The sequence below is a fragment of the Runella sp. SP2 genome, assembly GCF_003711225.1.
Taxonomy (GTDB): Bacteria; Bacteroidota; Bacteroidia; order Cytophagales; family Spirosomataceae; genus Runella.
On record NZ_CP031030.1, the window covers coordinates 682,219 to 701,163 of the forward strand.

Annotated in this window: 14 protein-coding genes; 13 read left to right on the forward strand and 1 reads right to left on the reverse strand. The window is 45.2% G+C overall.

Annotated elements, in window-relative coordinates:
* Positions 1 to 30: 30 nt before the first annotated feature.
* The 12 genes from DTQ70_RS02710 to DTQ70_RS02765 all read left to right on the forward strand — a co-directional run bounded on the left by DTQ70_RS02710 (position 31) and on the right by DTQ70_RS02765 (position 15,937).
* Positions 31 to 3,480: a TonB-dependent receptor gene (locus tag DTQ70_RS02710; RefSeq protein ID WP_229600058.1), complete on the forward strand. Its 3,450-nt coding sequence runs from the start codon at positions 31 to 33 to the stop codon at positions 3,478 to 3,480.
* 45 nt (positions 3,481 to 3,525) lie between these two features.
* On the forward strand, positions 3,526 to 5,157 hold the full coding sequence (locus DTQ70_RS02715) for a RagB/SusD family nutrient uptake outer membrane protein (RefSeq protein ID WP_122929385.1): 1,632 nt from the start codon (positions 3,526 to 3,528) through the stop codon (positions 5,155 to 5,157).
* A gap of 265 nt (positions 5,158 to 5,422) precedes the next feature.
* Complete coding sequence (locus DTQ70_RS02720) at positions 5,423 to 6,298, forward strand: DUF1080 domain-containing protein (RefSeq protein ID WP_122929386.1); 876 nt, start codon at positions 5,423 to 5,425, stop codon at positions 6,296 to 6,298.
* 12 nt (positions 6,299 to 6,310) lie between these two features.
* Entirely contained in the window at positions 6,311 to 7,090 is a 780-nt protein-coding gene (locus DTQ70_RS02725) for a hypothetical protein (RefSeq protein ID WP_122929387.1), read from the forward strand.
* A gap of 122 nt (positions 7,091 to 7,212) precedes the next feature.
* Positions 7,213 to 8,739 carry a GDSL-type esterase/lipase family protein gene (locus DTQ70_RS02730; protein WP_122929388.1) on the forward strand — a complete coding sequence of 509 codons (1,527 nt, stop codon included), beginning with the start codon at positions 7,213 to 7,215 and terminating at the stop codon, positions 8,737 to 8,739.
* Between the two features lie 24 nt (positions 8,740 to 8,763).
* Positions 8,764 to 10,212 (forward strand): APC family permease, encoded by a 1,449-nt coding sequence (locus DTQ70_RS02735; RefSeq protein ID WP_122929389.1) that lies wholly within the window; start codon positions 8,764 to 8,766, stop codon positions 10,210 to 10,212.
* Positions 10,213 to 10,224: 12 nt separating this feature from the next.
* A complete protein-coding gene (locus DTQ70_RS02740; RefSeq protein ID WP_122929390.1) occupies positions 10,225 to 11,670 on the forward strand; it encodes an aldo/keto reductase in 1,446 nt (481 codons plus the stop codon).
* Positions 11,671 to 11,692: 22 nt separating this feature from the next.
* Positions 11,693 to 12,484 (forward strand): 2-oxo acid dehydrogenase subunit E2, encoded by a 792-nt coding sequence (locus DTQ70_RS02745; protein ID WP_122934247.1) that lies wholly within the window; start codon positions 11,693 to 11,695, stop codon positions 12,482 to 12,484.
* Positions 12,485 to 12,867: 383 nt separating this feature from the next.
* Positions 12,868 to 14,571: an AIPR family protein gene (locus DTQ70_RS02750; RefSeq protein WP_122929391.1), complete on the forward strand. Its 1,704-nt coding sequence runs from the start codon at positions 12,868 to 12,870 to the stop codon at positions 14,569 to 14,571.
* A 424-nt stretch (positions 14,572 to 14,995) separates the two neighbouring features.
* A complete protein-coding gene (locus DTQ70_RS31285; RefSeq protein ID WP_409050435.1) occupies positions 14,996 to 15,196 on the forward strand; it encodes an HTH domain-containing protein in 201 nt (66 codons plus the stop codon).
* A 338-nt stretch (positions 15,197 to 15,534) separates the two neighbouring features.
* A complete protein-coding gene (locus DTQ70_RS02760) occupies positions 15,535 to 15,756 on the forward strand; it encodes an antitoxin VbhA family protein (RefSeq protein WP_028526399.1) in 222 nt (73 codons plus the stop codon).
* A complete protein-coding gene (locus tag DTQ70_RS02765) occupies positions 15,749 to 15,937 on the forward strand; it encodes a hypothetical protein (protein ID WP_229600059.1) in 189 nt (62 codons plus the stop codon). The genes DTQ70_RS02760 and DTQ70_RS02765 overlap by 8 nt, the downstream gene beginning before the upstream one ends.
* A gap of 105 nt (positions 15,938 to 16,042) precedes the next feature.
* Here the strand turns inward: DTQ70_RS02765 and DTQ70_RS02770 are convergent, their stop codons facing one another.
* Complete coding sequence (locus DTQ70_RS02770) at positions 16,043 to 16,693, reverse strand: hypothetical protein (protein WP_122929393.1); 651 nt, start codon at positions 16,691 to 16,693, stop codon at positions 16,043 to 16,045.
* A 311-nt stretch (positions 16,694 to 17,004) separates the two neighbouring features.
* Here DTQ70_RS02770 and DTQ70_RS02775 point away from each other — a divergent pair, with 311 nt between their 5' ends.
* The gene (locus DTQ70_RS02775) at positions 17,005 to 18,888 is read left to right on the forward strand and encodes a heparinase II/III family protein (protein WP_122929394.1); all 1,884 of its coding nucleotides are present in this window, start codon (positions 17,005 to 17,007) and stop codon (positions 18,886 to 18,888) included.
* Positions 18,889 to 18,945: the final 57 nt, after the last annotated feature.

Genomic DNA, 18,945 nt, shown 5'->3' on the forward strand with positions numbered 1-18,945 from the left:
GCCATCCATGATAAAACCACATATTTCATCATGGATAAAATCTACAACAAACCCAATTTCTGCTGGACGCTCATGAGGATTTCATTGACACAGCTGCTGATTGCAATCCTGTTCATGGGAGTATCTCATGCCCACGATGCAAGCGCTCAGGAAGCCCTGGAGCAAAAAGTAACCGTAAAACTTGCCAATGAGGACTTAAAAACAGCCCTAGGCACCCTTCAACGAGTGACTAACGTGCGTTTTATCTACAATCCGCGCGAAATTAAAGTGTCTCAAAAAATCAATTTAGATGCCAAAAATGAAAAGCTGAAAGAAGTGCTTGAGCAAGTGCTAAACCCGCTTAAAATTGGCTATGAAGTGAAAGGCAAGCAAATCGCTCTCTTCAAAAAAGAAGTGAGCCTGTTGCCCATTCCCCAGCAAACACTCAGATTATTGACTACGCAAGGAATCGACCAAGGGGTAACGGGAAAAATTACGGACGATAAAGGCGAAGTGCTTGTAGGCGTAAGCGTGCAAGTAAAAGGAACAACGCGTGGGGCAACAACAGATGCTAACGGAAGCTACCGTTTGTCGGTGCCCGATGGAAAATCAGTGTTGGTTTTTTCTTACATTGGGTATATCAAACAAGAGATTGTAGTTGGTAATCAGAGTATTATCAACGTCCAACTGTCAGCCGACGACAAAAGCTTAGAAGAAGTGGTGGTGGTAGGTTACGGGGTTCAAAAGAAAGTGAACATGACGGGTGCCGTTTCGACCATTGATTCAAAAGCCATCGAAAACCGCCCTTCGAGTAACTTAGCAACCGCTATGCAAGGAACTTCCCCAGGGTTGATAATCCAACGTACGACAGGACAGCCTGGAAGTGAAGGGGTAAGTATTCAGATTCGGGGAGCGACGACGGCCAACGGAAGTGTGGATCCCTTAATGATTTTGGACGGGGTAGCTGTGCCTATCTCAACGCTCCAAACCATGAACCCCAACGACGTAGAAAACATCAGTGTCTTGAAAGACGCTGCTGCCGCGGCTATCTACGGCGCACAAGCGGCGGGTGGGGTAATTTTGGTGACGACAAAAAAAGGAAAATCAGGGAAAGTGACATTCGACTATTTGTCGCAATATGGAACCGACTGGTCAATCAACGTACCAGACCGAATGACCTTGCTAGAAGAAGCTGAGTTTTCTAACTTGGCCCGTAGAAACTCAGGAAGTGGCCCTGAATATTCTGCGTTTGATTTGGAACAAATTCGTAACAACGTTCCGTACGTTGTCAATCCTGTTGATACTTCCACTTACTTGTTTTATAACCAAGAGCCGTTGACCAACCAGGTTTTGAGAAAATACACCTCAATGCAGACACACAACCTGACAGTACGTGGTGGAACCGACAGGCTTAATTTTATGCTTTCGGGTGGTTTTTACGGTAAAAATGGGGTGTTTAAAGTGGGGCCAGACAACAATGAAAGGTACAATACACGGCTTAATTTAAGTGCAAAATTAACCCAAAAGCTATCGTTTGATGCAAGAATTGCTTACACAGGAGAGCGAACCCAAACGCCCGCAGCTGATGTAAACGGAGGTGGTTTGTTGTATCAAATCTATCGTTTACGCACGCGTACGCCATTTTTTACTCCAGAAGGACGTTATAACGGTGCTGGTTCGGCGGCAACAGTTTATGCGACAATGGAAGCGGGCGGTTATAATAAGTTCTTCAAAAATCACTTTGATGGAACCTTTACCCTCCAACACAGCGGTTTGGTCAAAGGCTTGAATCTTCGTGCGGTTGTAGGAACGCAGTATCGCCGCGAAGACCGTAATCGTTTTGCCCGTACGGTACCACTTTGGGGGCGGTCACGGATATTGAGTTATTTAAACCAAGTAAATTCGTTGCAAATTACGAACGACCTTATAAAAAATAACAACATCCAGTTGTTGGCCAATTATGACTTTAAAGTAGGCGAAAAACATAGTTTTGGCTTATTTGCTGGCTACCAATGGGAAAGTTATCGTTTTGATCGTGTATTTAATCAAGCTTCTAACTTAGTGAGTAACGACCTCCCAACGTTGAACCTTGGTGATGAGAAAACGAAAATCAATAGCCAAGATATTCGTACAAATGCTTTCCAATCCATTTTTGGGCGCTTTAATTATAACTACGGTGACAAGTACTTAGTTGAAGCTACACTACGTCAAGACGAAAGCTCGAAGTTGGCGCCAGGAAGCCGCGTGAAAATTTTCCCATCGGCTTCTATCGGTTGGAATGTACACCGTGAGGCGTGGTTTGGCAATAGCCTCAGCTTTATTTCTGAATTAAAGCTGCGTGGTTCTTGGGGACGTCTTGGTGGTGCGTTGGGTAATACCATTGGCAATTACGACTACCTGAACCAACTTTCGCAAGGCTCAGCCTTGGTTTTGGGTGATTCTCGTTCTACCTATATTTTTCAAAACGCGATTCCTTCGGCCAACCTTTCTTGGGAAACCATCGAAACTACCAATGGTGGTGCTGACTTAGGCTTTTTCAGAAATAGACTTCAAATCTCGGCCGATTATTACGTAAAGTATAACCGAAATATGCTTACGGCGCAGTTGTTGCCTGCCACGATTGGTATCAACACCCCTCGTAAAAACAACGGTGAGCTAAAATCGTGGGGATGGGAGTTAGAGGCGCGTTACCGTGGTACGCTTGGCAAAGAGTTTAACTACAACGTGTCGTTCAACTTGTCGGACAACAACAACAAACTCATTAGCTTCTCAGGTCGTAATGTCGTCGGAATGGGAACTAACGGAACCATTGAAAACTACCCTCTTAACTCCATTTGGGGGTATCAAACGGCAGGTTATTTCCAAACTGCCGATGAAGTAAAATCTTGGGCATTTCAGGATAGCCGTGCAGGGGCGGGTGACGTAAAATACATCGATCAAAACGGAGATAACCGCTTGACCGTTGGACGTGGAACCACCGAAGATTACGGCGATATGGTTTTCTTGGGCACAACAAACCCACGTCTTTTGTACGGGGCTAACTTAGGCTTCCAATGGAAAGGCTTAGACTTTTCGGCCTTCTTCCAAGGCGTAGGAAAGCGTAGTTACCGCCCAGCTACAGAGTCTATTGCACCTTTGTTGGTAACTTGGAAACAAGCCCTCGGTATTCACCGTGATTACTGGACACCAGAAAATCCCAATGCTATTTATCCTCGCCCGTTTATTGGAGCTACCCACAACTATTTGTCGTCGGATAAATGGGTGTTGAACGCTCGTTATACGCGGTTGAAAAATATTCAAGTGGGTTATACGTTGCCATCGAGATGGACGGAGCGTCTTAAAGTATCACGCGCTCGTTTCTTCTTCTCTGGACAAGACTTGTTTACCATCTCAGGTTTGGGAATTTTCCAAGGGTACTACGATCCTGAAACCCGCGACAACGTAGAAAACGACTATCCTTTCTTTGCTACGGCTTCTGTAGGATTAAACCTTTCGTTCTAAGGATTTTACCTCAAATAAAGGTGGTATCTATTAAATTGAAACAACATGAACAAGACATATTCATTTCTTACCAAAAAAGTAGCAATAGCGGCGGTATGCGGACTGACCTTTCTCTCGGCCTGTGACGTAACCCGCCTTCCCGAAACGTCGATTAGTGACGAAACATTTTGGCGTTCGGAAGCCGATTTGAAGGCGGCGGCCAACTACTTATACACGTTTTTACCCGTTTTTAACAATGAAGACAACTGGTCGGATGACGCCACTGGTTTAACAGTTAGTAACATTAGTGATGGCTCACGTTTGGCACCTGCCACCGACGGGAACTACAATAATCCCTTTCGCTTAATTCGGGCGGCTAACAACATCGTCGAGAAAGCACCACGTGCGAGTTTGGCAGCGGCCATTCAAGACCGCTACGTGGGTGAAGCCCGTTTCTTCCGTGCGATGGGGTACTACGATTTGTTGCGCAAGTACGGAAGTGTGCCATTGATTTTGAAAACATTGACCGACGAGTCGGCTGAATTAAAAGAACCTGCGGCTACCCGTGACCAAATCATTGAGCAGATTTACCAAGACTTAGATTTTGCCGCTTCTAAACTTCCGACCCCGACAGCGTTGGGAACGGCAGATTACGGCCGCATTTCTAATACAGGGGCGTTGGCGTTCAAAGCACGCGTAGCATTGTTTGAAGGAACTCGCGCTAAATTCCACAAGTACGGCGATCCCAACAAACACCTGACGTTGGCTTATAACGCAGCTAAGGCGGTGATTGACAGCAAGCAGCACGATTTATACACGGGAGGGTACTTCAACTTGTTTCAGTATGCAGGTGAAGGCCGTGCCAACCGCGAAAATATCATCGTCAAACAGTATGGAGTGTCGTTGACTGACCGTGTGGTAACGCACACCTATTTTCGTGGAACGGTTGAAAACGGAAACCTAAACCCTACCAAAAGCTTGATTGATTCGTATTTGATGAAAGACGGCTTGCCTATTTCAAAATCACCACTTTATAAGACACCTACTACGACTGTAGAGGTGTACCAAAACCGCGATACGCGCATGAGCGATACGTACATGAAGCGCGGTGACTCGTGGATTGCTACGTTTCCAGTGTTCAATGTGCCGAGTTTGGTGTTTGCCAAAACAGGGTTTACATTCCGTAAGTATTCGGATATCAACGACTGGAATAACCAAGCTTCGACGATGGATTACATGATTTTGCGCTATGCCGAAGTGCTGTTGATTTATGCCGAAGCACGTTTTGAATTAGACGAAAAAATCAGCGATGCAGATTTAGACTTGAGCATCAACCGTACCCGCGCCAGAGGCGGTTTGCCAAAGTTGACCAACGAGTTTGTGACTACAAACGGTCTCAACATGCGCGATGAAATCCGTCGTGAGCGTCGTGTGGAATTGGCGCAAGAAAGCCATCGTTATTGGGATTTGAACCGTTGGAAAATGGCAGAAACCGAAATGCCAAAACCAATTTTGGGTAATTTCTTTTTCCGTGAAGAATTTGGCACGACGGTTCAGGTAAACTTAACGCCCGATAACTATATCCAAGTGCAAGCGGCAAGCTTCCGTAAGTTTGATCCTGCCAAAGATTATTTGTGGCCGTTGCCTATCAACGAATTGGCATTGAACCCATCCCTAAAACAAAACCCAGGCTGGTAACTAGGTGGGTCGGGTTGTGAGCAACCCTCAACACAGTGAGTCGGGTTGCTCACAACCCGATTAATACGCTTGGTTCGTGTGGAGGGTTGCTCACAACCCGACTAATAGGCTTGATTTTTTTTGTACCCAAAGCCCCCTCAGCAAATAATGCTGAGAGGGCTTTTTTGTGCTGTTTCTTAAAAAATTATCAGATAACTAAGTTAGGAAATTACTTGCTTTATCTTGAAATAGTGACGAAAATCTTTTTCAACTTTTATTTATCCTTATGAAATCCCTCTTTTCATCCGCACGCTTGGTTGCTTACCTATTGTTGGTTCCAGTGGTTTCTCAGTTCTCTTTTACAACGCCAACGGCCAAAGAAAAAGAAAACTGGATTAATCTTTTCAACGGCAAAGACATTAAAAATTGGACGGTCAAAATCCACCACCACGAGACGGGCGACAACTTTGGCGAAACCTTTCGGGTGGAAGATGGAATCATAAAAGTGCGCTACGACAAGTACGATAAATTCAACGAACGCTACGGGCATTTGTACTTCAATACACCCTACTCGTACTATCATTTGTCGATGGAGTACCGCTTTACGGGCATTTGGCGCGAAGACGCTCCCGATTATACGAAACTTAACAGCGGAGTGATGTTTCATTCGCAAGACCCCCGCACCATGCCCAAAGAACAAGATTGGCCGATTTCGGTAGAAATGCAGTTTTTGGCTGGGCTGGGAGACGGCAAGCCACGCCCCACGGGCAATATGTGCTCACCAGGTACGGATGTAATTTTTCAGGGTGTCAAAGACCCGCGTCACTGCATCAATTCAACCTCTAAGACGTATCCAAAGGGTGAGTGGGTGAAGGCTGATTTGGTAGTTTTGGGCGATTCGTTGGTGCAGCATTTTATCAACGGTGAAAAAGTGTTGGAATACGCAAAACCCCAAATTGGAGGAGGCGTGGCCAACCGTTTTGACCCTGCCCAAAAAATTGACGGAAAACCCCTCAAAGAAGGCTTTATCGCCCTCCAAAGCGAAGGACAAGAAATCGATTTTCGTAACATCAAACTCCTTAACTTGGAAGGTTGCAAAGACCCCAAATCAAAGGCTTACCGCAGCTATTTTGTCAAGAATAACCCTGCTTTGTGCCGTTAACTCCCTTTTCGTATGAAGCGCATTTGGATTTTCTTTGGTTTAATGAGTTTTTCTTGGGCGGTATCGGCGCAACAGTCGCCCAGCCCTGGATTGTTGTATAGGTATATTTCAGTCACTCAAGGAGGCAGCAATCCCGACGCCAATCGCGTAGAATTACGTTCTGATGTAGATACCAGCTGGACCCGTTGGAAAGAGCGCGGGTATAGCTTTGGTTTCAACCCCGCGCTGACCCCCATGTACACGACTGTGAACGGGATTCTTTCAACCCCCTACATGATTCAAGTACGTGGAAATGCCGAAGAGCGAAACAAAAAACGCTGGGGATACCATGTATTTGAGGGCTATGCCAAAGACGATAAGTCGCGGATAACGATGTTGGTCAATAAGCACATTGAGGAAGAACGACCTGTGGCAGAGTTGTATTACTACGGAACGGCCTACAATCATTCCGAACAAGCGTACAATTGGTTTAAAATTGGCTCGGATGTTCGGCAACATTCATTCCTTTTTGGCCGTGACAAAGCTATTTTTTACGGTTCACTTCGCTTAACCAACGCATTCACACTAGGCAATATCGGCAAGGAAGATTTACTGGCTGAGAAGCCACAAGGCGACGACGAAAATGTATATCAATCGGATGCTAAATACGTAAATTTCAAAGAGTTGAAAGGAAGCGGCGACGGAACAATGTTTTATGACAAAGACAACAAAATCGTAGTTATAAAAATTGATGGCCAATGGATGAAACTCAAAGTTGAGCCATTGCCTGCGGGGGTTGAATACAAGTTTTAAGTAGTTGAGCATAAATTTTAGTGTATTAGCAATAATTAAAAAAATCACCCCTGTTACTACAAATGTTGCGGCTCTACCGAGGCTACCTTGAATTATTCTAAAATTTTTGATCGAATACTTATATGAAATTGGTTGTTTCTTTCTGTTTGTGTTTCCCGCTCGTGTTTACAGGATGGGCTCAGCGCTTTCAACGCTATCAACACGAAACCTTTCCCCAAATCGACTCCGTCATCAATGTACCTTTTGGCGAAGCGCGAAACATCAAAGGCGAAAACGAGAAACTCTTGCTGGACGTGTACAGCCCCCACGGCGATACGCTCCGTAAGCGTCCGTTGGTGGTGTTTGTACACGGAGGAGGATTTACGGGAGGCGATAAAAAAGTAGGGTATCCGCTGTTATTCAGCTATGGGTTGGCCAAAAGGGGGTACGTCTGTGGTTCCATCAACTATCGGTTGGGCGTGGAAGAACCTAAAAACGACAAAAGCTATTTTGAAGCCATGTACCGCGCGGTGCAGGACACCAAAGCTGCCATTCGCTTTTTTAGAAAAAATGCCGAACAGTACGGAATTGACACCTCCCAAATTTACCTCATGGGAGGTTCGGCGGGAGCCATGACTGCCCTGCACGCCGCGTATTTGGATGCCAACGAAGTACCCGCCTACGTCAACACCAAACGCTGGGGAAAGTTGGAAGGCAACAGCGGGAATGCAGGGTATTCGTCGAAAGTGAAAGCCATTATAAATTGTTGGGGAGCAATGGTCGATTATCGTTGGATTCAAAAAGGCGACATCCCCAATTTCAACGTTCACGGCGTGGCCGACAAACTCGTACCGAGCGATTCTTCTTTGACGTACAATGGCTTCAAATACGGCAGCCAAGTCGTTTTTGAACATTCGTTGGCCTTGGGCATCGCCACGGGAATACGTTTGTACGAAAACACGGGTCATACCCTCGACAACGATAAGTCCAAACAAACCCAAGCCCTCGAAGAGGCGGGGTATTGGTTAGCGGCGCAGCTCAAAGGAAAGTTGAACGTCACGCGTTTTGAGAAAGAAATCTTTGCGTTTAAGGAGGCCGATAAAACCGAAACCTACACCAACAACGCGATTTTGGTGACGGGAAGCTCGTTTGTGCGTTTGTGGAAAAACATCAACCAAGACCTTGCCCCGCACGAAATCATTCACCGTGGTTTTGGCGGCTCCACGGTGGCCGAAATGGCGTATTACATTCCTCAGATTTTGGGGAAACATCAACCCAAAGCCATTGTGATTTATACAGGTAGCAACGACATTGCCGATTCGCCGCTTGATAAAACGCCTTTACAAATCCTCGAAACCTACAAAGTGGTTGTGAAAAACATACGGGCAAAGTTACCCAACGCGGCCATTTACTGGATTGCAATTTCTCCCAACGAACGCCGCTGGGGAGTGCAAGATAAAATACTGGAAGCCAATGCGTTGTTGAAAAACTACTGCGAATCAACGCCCAAGCTGTACTACATCGAAACCATGCCGCAGTTGTTGGGAAAAGATGGCAAATACCAGCCCGAACTGTACATTGGCGACAAGCTGCATTTCAACGAAAAAGGCTACGAAATTTGGACAAAAGTAATCGGGGGCGTACTAAATCGTGATTTTGGTAAGAAATAAGCGTTTTGTCATTAAATTCGCAAAATGACTAAACCCGCTTCTTCACCCACGCTTTCCCGTCAGTTGGGGCTGCTGAGCCTCACCGCGACGGGGATTTGCTCCATGATTGGAGCTTCCATTTACATTGTGCCCATTATGATTCAGCGCAACGTGCCTGGCATTGGCCCGTACGTATTGCCTGCGTTTTTGTTGGCGGCCGTTCCTGCGTTGTTGGCGGCTTTTGCCTACGCCAGTTTATCGTCGGCCATGCCCCAAGCGGGCGGGAGCTACGTTTTTGCCAGCCGAGGCTTGCATCCGTACTTGGGCTTTGTGGCGAGTTTTTCGCAGTGGTTTGGCCTCACGATTGTCATTGGCGTCATTTGCTACGTCATTGTGCCGTTTTTTAGGGACATTGCCAATGCACTCGGCTGGGACACGACTGCGCAGTTGCTTGAAACGGGCTGGGTAAGGCTCACGTTGGCATTGGCGTTGCTGTGGACGTTTGTGGGAATAAATATGCGCGGATTGGCGTTTTACGAACGCACCCTCATTCCGCTCATGGTGTTGATGTTTGTGCTGGGAGCCATTGTCATTGTAGCGGGTTTTTACTTCAATCATGCTGATTTTGTCGCGGCTTTGGCTATAAAAGAAAACCGTGCGATTTCTATTTCGAGCGTGGCTACGTTTGACTGGAGCACGTTTTTGTCGGCAGGTGCGGTGTTGTTTGCCAGTTTTATTGGGTTTGATTCCATTGCGCAGGCAGGGGGAGAGGCCAAAAACCCTGAGCAAATGCTGCCCCGTGCCATCGCCTTGGCGGTACTCATCGTAGGCTGTTTTTACTTCGTATTTACGGCGGCTGTTTACCACGCTATTCCATGGCAGTACATTGCCGAAGAAGCCAGCAAAAAAGACATTTCGGCCCCTGGACTCTTTAGTATTTTATTGACCCCGCAGTGGGGTGTTGCCATTTTGGTAGGAGCGACCATTGCCTTGGTCAACGACCTTCCTGCCATGTTGTTATCGGTGTCACGCTTGCTTTTTGCGTGGGCCGAAGATGGCATTTTCCCCAAAACCCTTGCCGACATCGACCCCCACACGCACACGCCCAAACGTGCCTTGCTGTTGAGCGGAGGCATGGCGACGATTGGGATATTGGGAAGCCATTTTGCCAGCGATTTTTTCTTGGGAGTTGACATCATGGTGACCAGTATGTTGGTCAATTTTTTACTGATGTGCATTACCTTATTGACCCTCCCCAAACGCAACCCTGCCATTGCGCAGCGCATCAAAGTATTGGCGTCGCCTTGGCTTCGTCGTACGTTGGCGTGGGCAGGTATTGGGTGTTTGGTGGCATTTTTGGGAATACACGTGTGGAAAGACCTTCAGGCGTCGGTGGGAGCGTGGTATTTTCATTCCACCTACGTGTGGCTTTTGGTGATGGGAGCGGCTTCGCTGATTTATGTTCGCAGAAAACCGTTGAGTGACAACGATTAACGATACAAACGAATGCAGACTTTAGTAACCCCCGATTTTAAAACGTCCAACGTTATTACGGGGCTTTGGCAAATTGCCGACATGGAGCGCGATGGGCGTTCGTTGGATTTGGACGCGGCCGCACGGGCGTTGGTTCCGTACGTGGAAGCAGGTTTTACGACCTTCGACATGGCCGACCACTACGGTTCGGCAGAAATCATTGCGGGAATTTTACACAAAAAATACGTTCCCAAAGATTCGGTGCAACTGCTGACCAAATGGGTGCCGACGCCAGGGAAATTAACCAAAGAGCAGGTGCGCGAAGCAGTGCAAACCTCGCTCCAACGAATGCAGCTCGACACCCTCGATTTGCTGCAATACCACGCTTGGAACTACGCCGACCCCGCCTGGCTCGACCAGCTGTTTTGGCTGCAAGAACTGCAAGAAGAAGGACTTATCAGGCATCTCGGTTTGACCAATTTTGACACCGCTCACCTGAAAATGGTACTGGACAGTGGTATCAAGGTGGTGTCCAACCAAGTGTGTTTTTCGCTGCTCGACCAGCGGGCGCAACGCTTTATGCTGGACGTGTGCCAACAATACGGCGTAAAACTACTGGCGTTTGGTACGGTAGCGGGTGGTTTTTTGAGCGAAAAATGGCTGGGAAAACCCGAACCGACCCAAGATAATTTGGCGACGTGGTCGCAGATGAAATACAAACGGTTTATTGACCAAGCAGGAAGCTGGGAACAATTTCAACAATTGCTTTCGACGCTCTCGACGATTGCGCAGCGGCACTCGTTGGACATGGCCAACGTGGCGAGTCGCTACATCATGGAGCAGCGTGGCGTAGGTGGGGTGATTATTGGGGCACGACCCAGTCAAAGCGAGCACATACAATCGAACCGTCGTTTGTTTGAACTCCAACTTTCGCAGGAAGAAAAGGCTCAAATTGACGCTGTTTTGGGATTACTAAACCCCATTCAGGGCGATTGTGGCGACGAATACCGCAAGCCGCCCTTCCTCACAGCCTCGGGCGATTTGAGCCACCACATTGCGAGTTTTCCCGCGCCTTATGCCACCAAAACGGGTCACGACGGGCGCACTCACGCCCTGAGTGGGACGATTTGGGAAGACATTGCGGGCTTTAGCCGTGCCGTAAAACGCGGCAACAAAATTGTGATTTCGGGTACGACGGCCACCCATGGCCACCGCGCGATTGGCGGAAACGACCCCGCTTCGCAGGCTCATTTTATCATCGACAAGTTGGAAGGAGCGTTGCAGTCGCTGGGGGCACGCCTCGAAGACGTCGTTCGAACCCGAATTTTCATTCGTAACATCGACGATTGGGAGCCGATTGCGCTCGCCCACGGGGTTCGGTTTGCGACGATTCAACCCGCCAATACGATGGTGCGGGCCGATTTGATTGGCGACGAATACTTGGTCGAAATGGAAGCCGATGCGATGATTGAACCATAAAAGTGAAGGGGAAAACGCAAGTATGACGAAAGACTTTAACACCGCTTGGCGCAAAACGGCCTCGACCATTTACCAAAAACCCAACGATTCTAAAATTTTTGGGTCGGTGGAGGTGGACATTACGGAGCTGGAACAATACATCCAACAACAGCGCAAAGCGGGGGTGAAAATTACGTTAACGCATTTTTTTCTGTTGGCCACCGCCCGCGCTCTTCGCGACGAAGTTCCTGAGTTTAATACCTACGTCAAACGCGGCACCATCGTACCTTTTCCGAGCATCGACGCTACGGTGAGTGTCTTGATGGCCAACGGTGAAATGGGTTCGGTGAAAATGCAACACATTGACAAACATACCCTTGCGACGCTGGCCGAGGCGTTGAGGCAGGCGATTCAGGAGGCGCAAAAGGGCGACGATACCTCTAAAAAACAGAAAGAAACCTTGGCGCGTATTCCGTGGCCCTTCCGCGACTACGTCTATCGCCTGATTCGGTACCTGACCGTGCGCTTGGGGTGGACGATTCCAGGTTTGGGGCTTTCGGCCAACAATTTTGGCGCGTTTTTTCTTTCCAACATCGGCAGCATTGGGCTGGACATGGGCTATCCCGCCTTGTTTCCCTCGGCTAATGTCTCCTTTGTGTTGATTTTAGGGGGCGTTTCCCAAAAACCGTGGGTGGTAAACGGCCAAGTCGTTCCCCGCACAATTCTTTCGCTCGGTGCCGCCCTCGACCACCGCGTAGTGGACGCCTCGCACGGGGGAAAGTTATTTAAATACCTCAAAAAAATGATTGCAAACCCTAGTTTGCTCGAACGCTAATGGGTACCCAAGCAACGCCCATTTGTCACCTCGACGAAGGAGAGGTCTAACACCCCACGCCTCTAGCCCCCTCCGCCACAATTTTTAAAAAATTTTTAGGAATTAGGCAGTTAGTTTTGAATTCAACTAATCTTTGGGATATATTTACAAAGCGACATACACCTTTGCTTTTTCGCCCTAATTGGTTTTTAGATATGTTTTGGGTGGAATCGTTTTGCTGGTGAGACGGATGAGATTTTTGGGGCGATAATGGGTGTGTACAATACAAAAAGTACGACACCTAAAGTTAAATCGAATACTGGAATAGTGTAAATACAAAAAGTACTGTAGGACTTTCGTGTGTTTGAGAGTTAGCGGTAATTATAATCAAACAAACCTAAATAATGGCAAGCATAAATGATTTCAAGCTCGTAAATGAGAAAAGTAAAAAATACTTTGACCTTTTCTCAAAACTTATGGATGCCTCATTTGAGAACCTTACAGAAATAAAGCGAGTTCGGTATGGTTTTTATTTTTTTATGTTAGAGAACATATGTGACATTAAAGATGTTCTAGATATTTGTGATTTAATAACTGATATGGATTTTAATAAAGAGATTTTCGGAGAGACATTTGAAGATTACGGCATTGATGCAATCTATATTGACAAGGAAAATCGAATAATTAATTTGTTTAACTTTAAGTTTAGAGAAAAATTTAATAAAGATAAATCTCAGAGTATTAATGAAACTGTCATATCAACAAAATTTGTTAATGCTTTAATAAATGAAAATATAAGCCATTTAGATAATAAACTTAAAAAATATGCTCAACTCATAGTTGATAATTTAAATAGTAACGAAGTATGGGAATGGAAACTATACGTTGTGTCAAATGAGAGTGTAGAATTAAACAGAAATGAACCTAGTCTAAAGCAATTGGAGCAATTATATGACTTAGAAATAATTCCACTTGGCCTTAATAATATAAAAGAACTAATGTCCTTAAGACCAGAACCAATTAATGCAAAATTAATAGTAGACAAGGATGCAATTATGTCTTTTTCGGAAAGTTCAATCTCTTCATCAAAATCCTATATTTTAAGATTACCTATAAACGAATTAATTAGGATTTCTGTAAGAAGTAAGGAAGTAAGGATGAACTATGGAATAGAGGATTATACATCATTATTTAAAGAAGAACTTGAGTTTTCAGTTCTTTTTGATAATGTAAGGGGGTTTGTAATGAATTCTAAATATAATGATAATATTGAAAAAACATTAATTAGTAACCCTACCAAATTCTTTATGTATAATAATGGAATAACGATTACTGCAAATGATGTCTCAGCTGAACCAGTCAATGCAGGTAAAAAAGTTATTCTTACAATTAATAATTTTCAAGTATTAAATGGTGGACAATCACTAAGAACAATCCACAATTTCAATAAAAAGTCAGCTACTAATATTATAGAGAATCTAGCCAATAGTGAAATTCTTGTTAGAGTATTTAAGACAACGTCTGATACTGGACTAATAAACAAGATTGCTGAGTATACAAATAGCCAAAATGCAATTTCAAGTATAGATTTAAAATCTTTAAGTTCCGAGCAAATTGAAATAGAACAATTTTTAGATGTAAATAACATTATCTATGCGCGAAAAAATGGAGACACAGGTATTTCATCTAACAAGTCTTATGATTACAAGATTAGTATGGAGCGACTTGGACAAATTTTATTTTCTATAAATGGTTTTCCAGAAAAAGCATCTAACCAAAAGAAAGATATTTTTGAAAAGTATTATGACAGTATATTTGGCTCGGAATCCCTTGACTTAAATAAGCTTCCAACTTTTATTAGGAATTATTTTTTAATAAAACACAAGTATGATACAAACTCCAAGGGTTACTTGAGTAGTGAGCAAAAAATTTTCTATATTGTATATATTAATCAGCATTTGGAGGAGTCATTAGATAAACAAATTGAAAGATTTGAAGAACTTATTTCTTCCTTTGAACCAGAAGGAAACAAAAATATCGCTGACTCTAGAAAACTTATTCAACTGAAATTTAGAGAATATGTCGAGGCAGAATTAAAAATAAAGTAACTACCACTAATAACTAAGCATTCGTGGTACCTGCAACCCAAGCCATGAAATTCCCGAAAGCGTTTTCAACTGAAATTTAGAGAATATGTCGAGGCAGAATTAAAAATAAAGTAACTACCACTAATAACTAAGCATTCGTGGTACCTGCAACCCAAGCCATGAAATTCCCGAAAGCGTTCGGGATTAAACGAAACTCGGGCGGGCGGCCAGCCTGGCGGTGAGAGCTCACCAAACCCGATGGCTCGAACGTCACGTTCGTGTCTTTGATTATCAGGCTTCCAGCCTTGCATTTTCCCTTCCAAGGCTAGAAGCCTCGGAATAGTGAGCACGAGCGATACGCTCGCGCTAACGTGCAGAAAAGTTTCTAATTCGTTTTCTTTCAAACTTATTGCTCAAAGGAAATTATTCGCTCAAAAACCGTGAAATGCACGTCCTTTTTGACACTGTAAATGACACTGTATTTTCATTGATTAAGCAAAACAACAAAATAACGGCTAACGAAATAAGTGAGCATTTGAAAATGAGTTTAAGTACTGTAAGACGAAAAATCAAAGAACTTAGAAACAATGGAAGGATAGAGCGTGTTGGTAGTGATAAAACAGGGTATTGGAAGATAATTGAATAAATAACCCCCGATGGCGCGAACGTCTCGTTCGTGTCTTTAATTATCAGGCTTCCAGCCTTTCATTTTTCCCTTCCAAGGCTATAAGCCTCGGAATAGTGAGCACGAGCGATACGCCCGCGCTATCGTAGTTTTTGACACAATGGCGGGTGAAGTGGTTCATTAAACATTTTACCTTGCATCAATCCCAAAATCTTTCGGGAGGGTGTATTGGTAGTTTTTTACTCATAAATCCGTCCAAATGCAAAGCCCTATCCATTATGCCCCCTTCTAAAACAACAGAAAACAAGCAACTTAGCCCAAATATTTTGTAAATTTGATAAGAATTTAAAATTAAAAAAATGTTCAACACAATTGAAATAGACAGAAGCAACCTTACAATAATGGGTGTTAAGTTTTCGGACTTGAAAACCTTAGAAAGCACTGCAAACGCTCTGGGAAGTAATATGTTTGAAGGATTTAAACCTACACCAAAAGGAGTTGAAATTATAAGAGACTATGTGACAGGCAAAATATCACTCACAGAACTTGTGGCATTTGCCAAACAAAAAGCCTATGTCTAACTCCTATAAATACATAGACCCTGACTACACCTACACTGACCCCAAGACAGGACTTTTACGGAATTTACAAGACATTACCGACCCCGATGTTTTGCTCTTTGTTGAAAGTGGTGCGGTAACAAAGAGGCTTAAAGAACTCTACGAAAACCCGATGGCGCGAACATCTCGTTCGTGTCTTTAATTATCAGGCTTCCAGCCTTTCATTTTTTCCTTCCAAGGCTAGAAGCCTCGGAATAGTGAGCACGAGCGAAACACTTGCGCGAAGCACTCCGCTCGTATCATCTGATTAGTTGGCTATTTTCCAGGTTATGTCTTTATTGTCTCTGAAACTATCAATACCTTTTTCATGGCTTAGAACCAACTGACGCAAAAACGAAGCGCTTTTGTTGATATTTACGTCCAATTTGTCGCTCCCCAATTCAGGAAAGTTGACGCCATAATGGTATTTATTCAGGTTGACCTCGTTGCCTCTGGCCCCAATTTGTACGTTGTATCCAACATTGGGTTGGAATAAAGTGCCTTTCTGAACAAAAATACGAAACAAGTATTCTACCTCTTTCGGAGGCTGGAGTTCATCATGAACATACACATAACGATTGCCCAAGAGTTGGAATCGAATGGCTTCCGATGGATCTGAGGTATTTTGGAAATAATAAGTCATCGTTTCAAGCTCGAACTGCTGACCGCTGACTCCTCTGTCATAGACACTGAGCAAAACGGGTTTTTCATTTACTTTTTCTACCGAAAAGACTTTTCTTTCGTTTTTTTCATTCACAAACTGAATCGTGTTTTTACCCTCAAAAGCCTTCACCCAAACAGTGGTGCGCTCCCCAAGGGCTTCTTTGGGGTACGCTACCTCTTCTGGGACAATCGTGGTTTCGTTTTTGCACGCAACATGGCAGAAGATAACCAATAAAATGAGCATTAGTTGTTTCATGTGACTATCAGGATTAAGTGTATGTAGCTGTCAACCAATTACTTATTAAAAATGTTTTGATTTTCAATAAGTAATTAAAATGACTCGGTATCACATGCGCATTAGAAGTGGCTCTACCGTTGCCCGCACGTACCTTTGATTATCAGGCTTTCAGCCTTTCATTTTTCCTTTCCAAGGCTAGAAGCCTCGGAATAGTGAGTACGAGCGAAACGCCCGCGCTATCGTGCATCGACTAAAAAATCGTACTTTTGCCCCATCATAGGTAAAAATCGACACCTAGCTACTTCCTAGTTTAGTACGCGCATCCACCAATGAAAAAAACATCATTTCTACTCAGCTTTTTGGGCATTTTATGCCTGCATTTTACCCTCAGAGCGCAGCTAAAACACCTGTCTTCTGCCAACAACGTCCCCGCTCATCCGCGAATCATGCTGCTGAAAGGGGAGGAAAAGGAGATTTTAAAAAACATTTCTTCGGATCAATCTTGGGCCAAACTCCATCAAGCCATTGTGGCCGAGTGCGACAACATGATTGCCCTTGAGCCGTTGCAACGAATCCAAATTGGACGGCGGCTGTTGGACAAATCGCGGGAGGCATTGCGTCGAATTTTTTACCTGTCGTATGCCTATCGTACCACCAAAAAACCTGCCTACCTAAAACGGGCAGAGACCGAACTGCTCACCGTAGCGCAGTTTTCGGACTGGAATCCTTCGCATTTTTTGGACGTGGGCGAAATGGCAATGGCCGTGGCGATTGGCTACGATTGGCTGTACCACGACCTCCAAAAAAGTTCGCTGCCCGTGTTGCGAGACGCTATCTTGAAAAAAGGCTTGGAGCCTTCGTTGGATGCCAAGTACAACAGTTGGTTGAAAGCGTCGCACAACTGGAATCAGGTGTGCAATGCGGGCATGACGTACGGCGCATTGGCGATTTTTGAAGATAAACCCGAATTTGCCAAACAAATCATCGACCGCGCCATCGAATCCATCAAACTCCCGATGGAAGACTACAACCCCGACGGTGCTTACCCCGAAGGATATAGCTATTGGGGCTACGGTACAAGTTTTAACGTGCTGTTTTTGAGCGCTATCAACCGCGCTTTGGGCAGCGAATTTGGACTGTCGCGGGGGCGTGGTTTTTTGAATACGGGCAGTTATGTGCAGCAAATGGTAGGAACGTCGGGCAAGACTTTCAACTATTCCGACGCGGGAAGTGGCTCGGGTGGGCTAAACCCTACTTTGTGCTGGTTTGCCGAACGTACCAACGATGCCTCTTTGTTGTTTTTGCAGAAAAAGGCGTTTGAAAATTTATCCCCCTCCGTCACCAAAGACCGTATCCTTCCTGCGGCGTTGATTTGGGGTAAAAGCCTCAAAATCAGCACGGCTCCTGCGCCAAGTGCGTTGATTTGGGTGGGTCAAGGCAAAAATCCCGTCGCGCTCATGCGTACATCGTGGACCGACCCCAAAGCCATTTACGTGGGACTAAAAGCGGGCTCTCCGTCGGTCAACCATGCGCACATGGACATTGGTTCGTTTGTGATGGATGCCTTGGGCGAACGCTGGAGTATGGACTTTGGAATGCAGGAATATGAGTCGTTGGAATCCAAGGGCGTGAAATTGTGGGGACGCGAACAAGAGGCCGAACGCTGGCAGGTGTATCGTTACAACAACCTTGCTCACAGTACGCTGGCGTTCGACAATGGTTTTCAACTCGTGGATGGCTACGCGCGAATCACCAGCGTTACCCAACGACCCGTGTTTTTGAGCGCTACTACTGATATGACATCGGTGTATCGAAATGCGGTAGCGATAGCCAAGCGTGGACTGGCGATTATCGACCAAAAATACGTAGTGGTAAAAGACGAGATTACGACTTCCGATAAACCAACGGTGGTGCGCTGGGCCATGCTAACGCCTGCGGAGGTACGGATAGGAGCCAACGGTAGTGCGGAGTTGATTCAAAACGGGAAACGAGTGCAACTAAAAGTCATGGAGCCCGCCAGTGTGACCCTTAAAACGTGGTCAACGCAACCTACCCACGATTATGACGCCCCCAACCCTGGCACGACGCTGGTGGGTTTTGAATTAACGTTGCCGTCCAATACCTCCCAAATCATTAATGTTCAGCTCATTCCCGAAGGTATTTCGGTGAATGAAGATACCAAAATCCCCTCGTTGAAAGATTGGAAAAGGTAATTTTACCACCTTCCCGAAAGTGCCACCTTCCCGAAAGTTCTGAAACCTTCGGGAAGG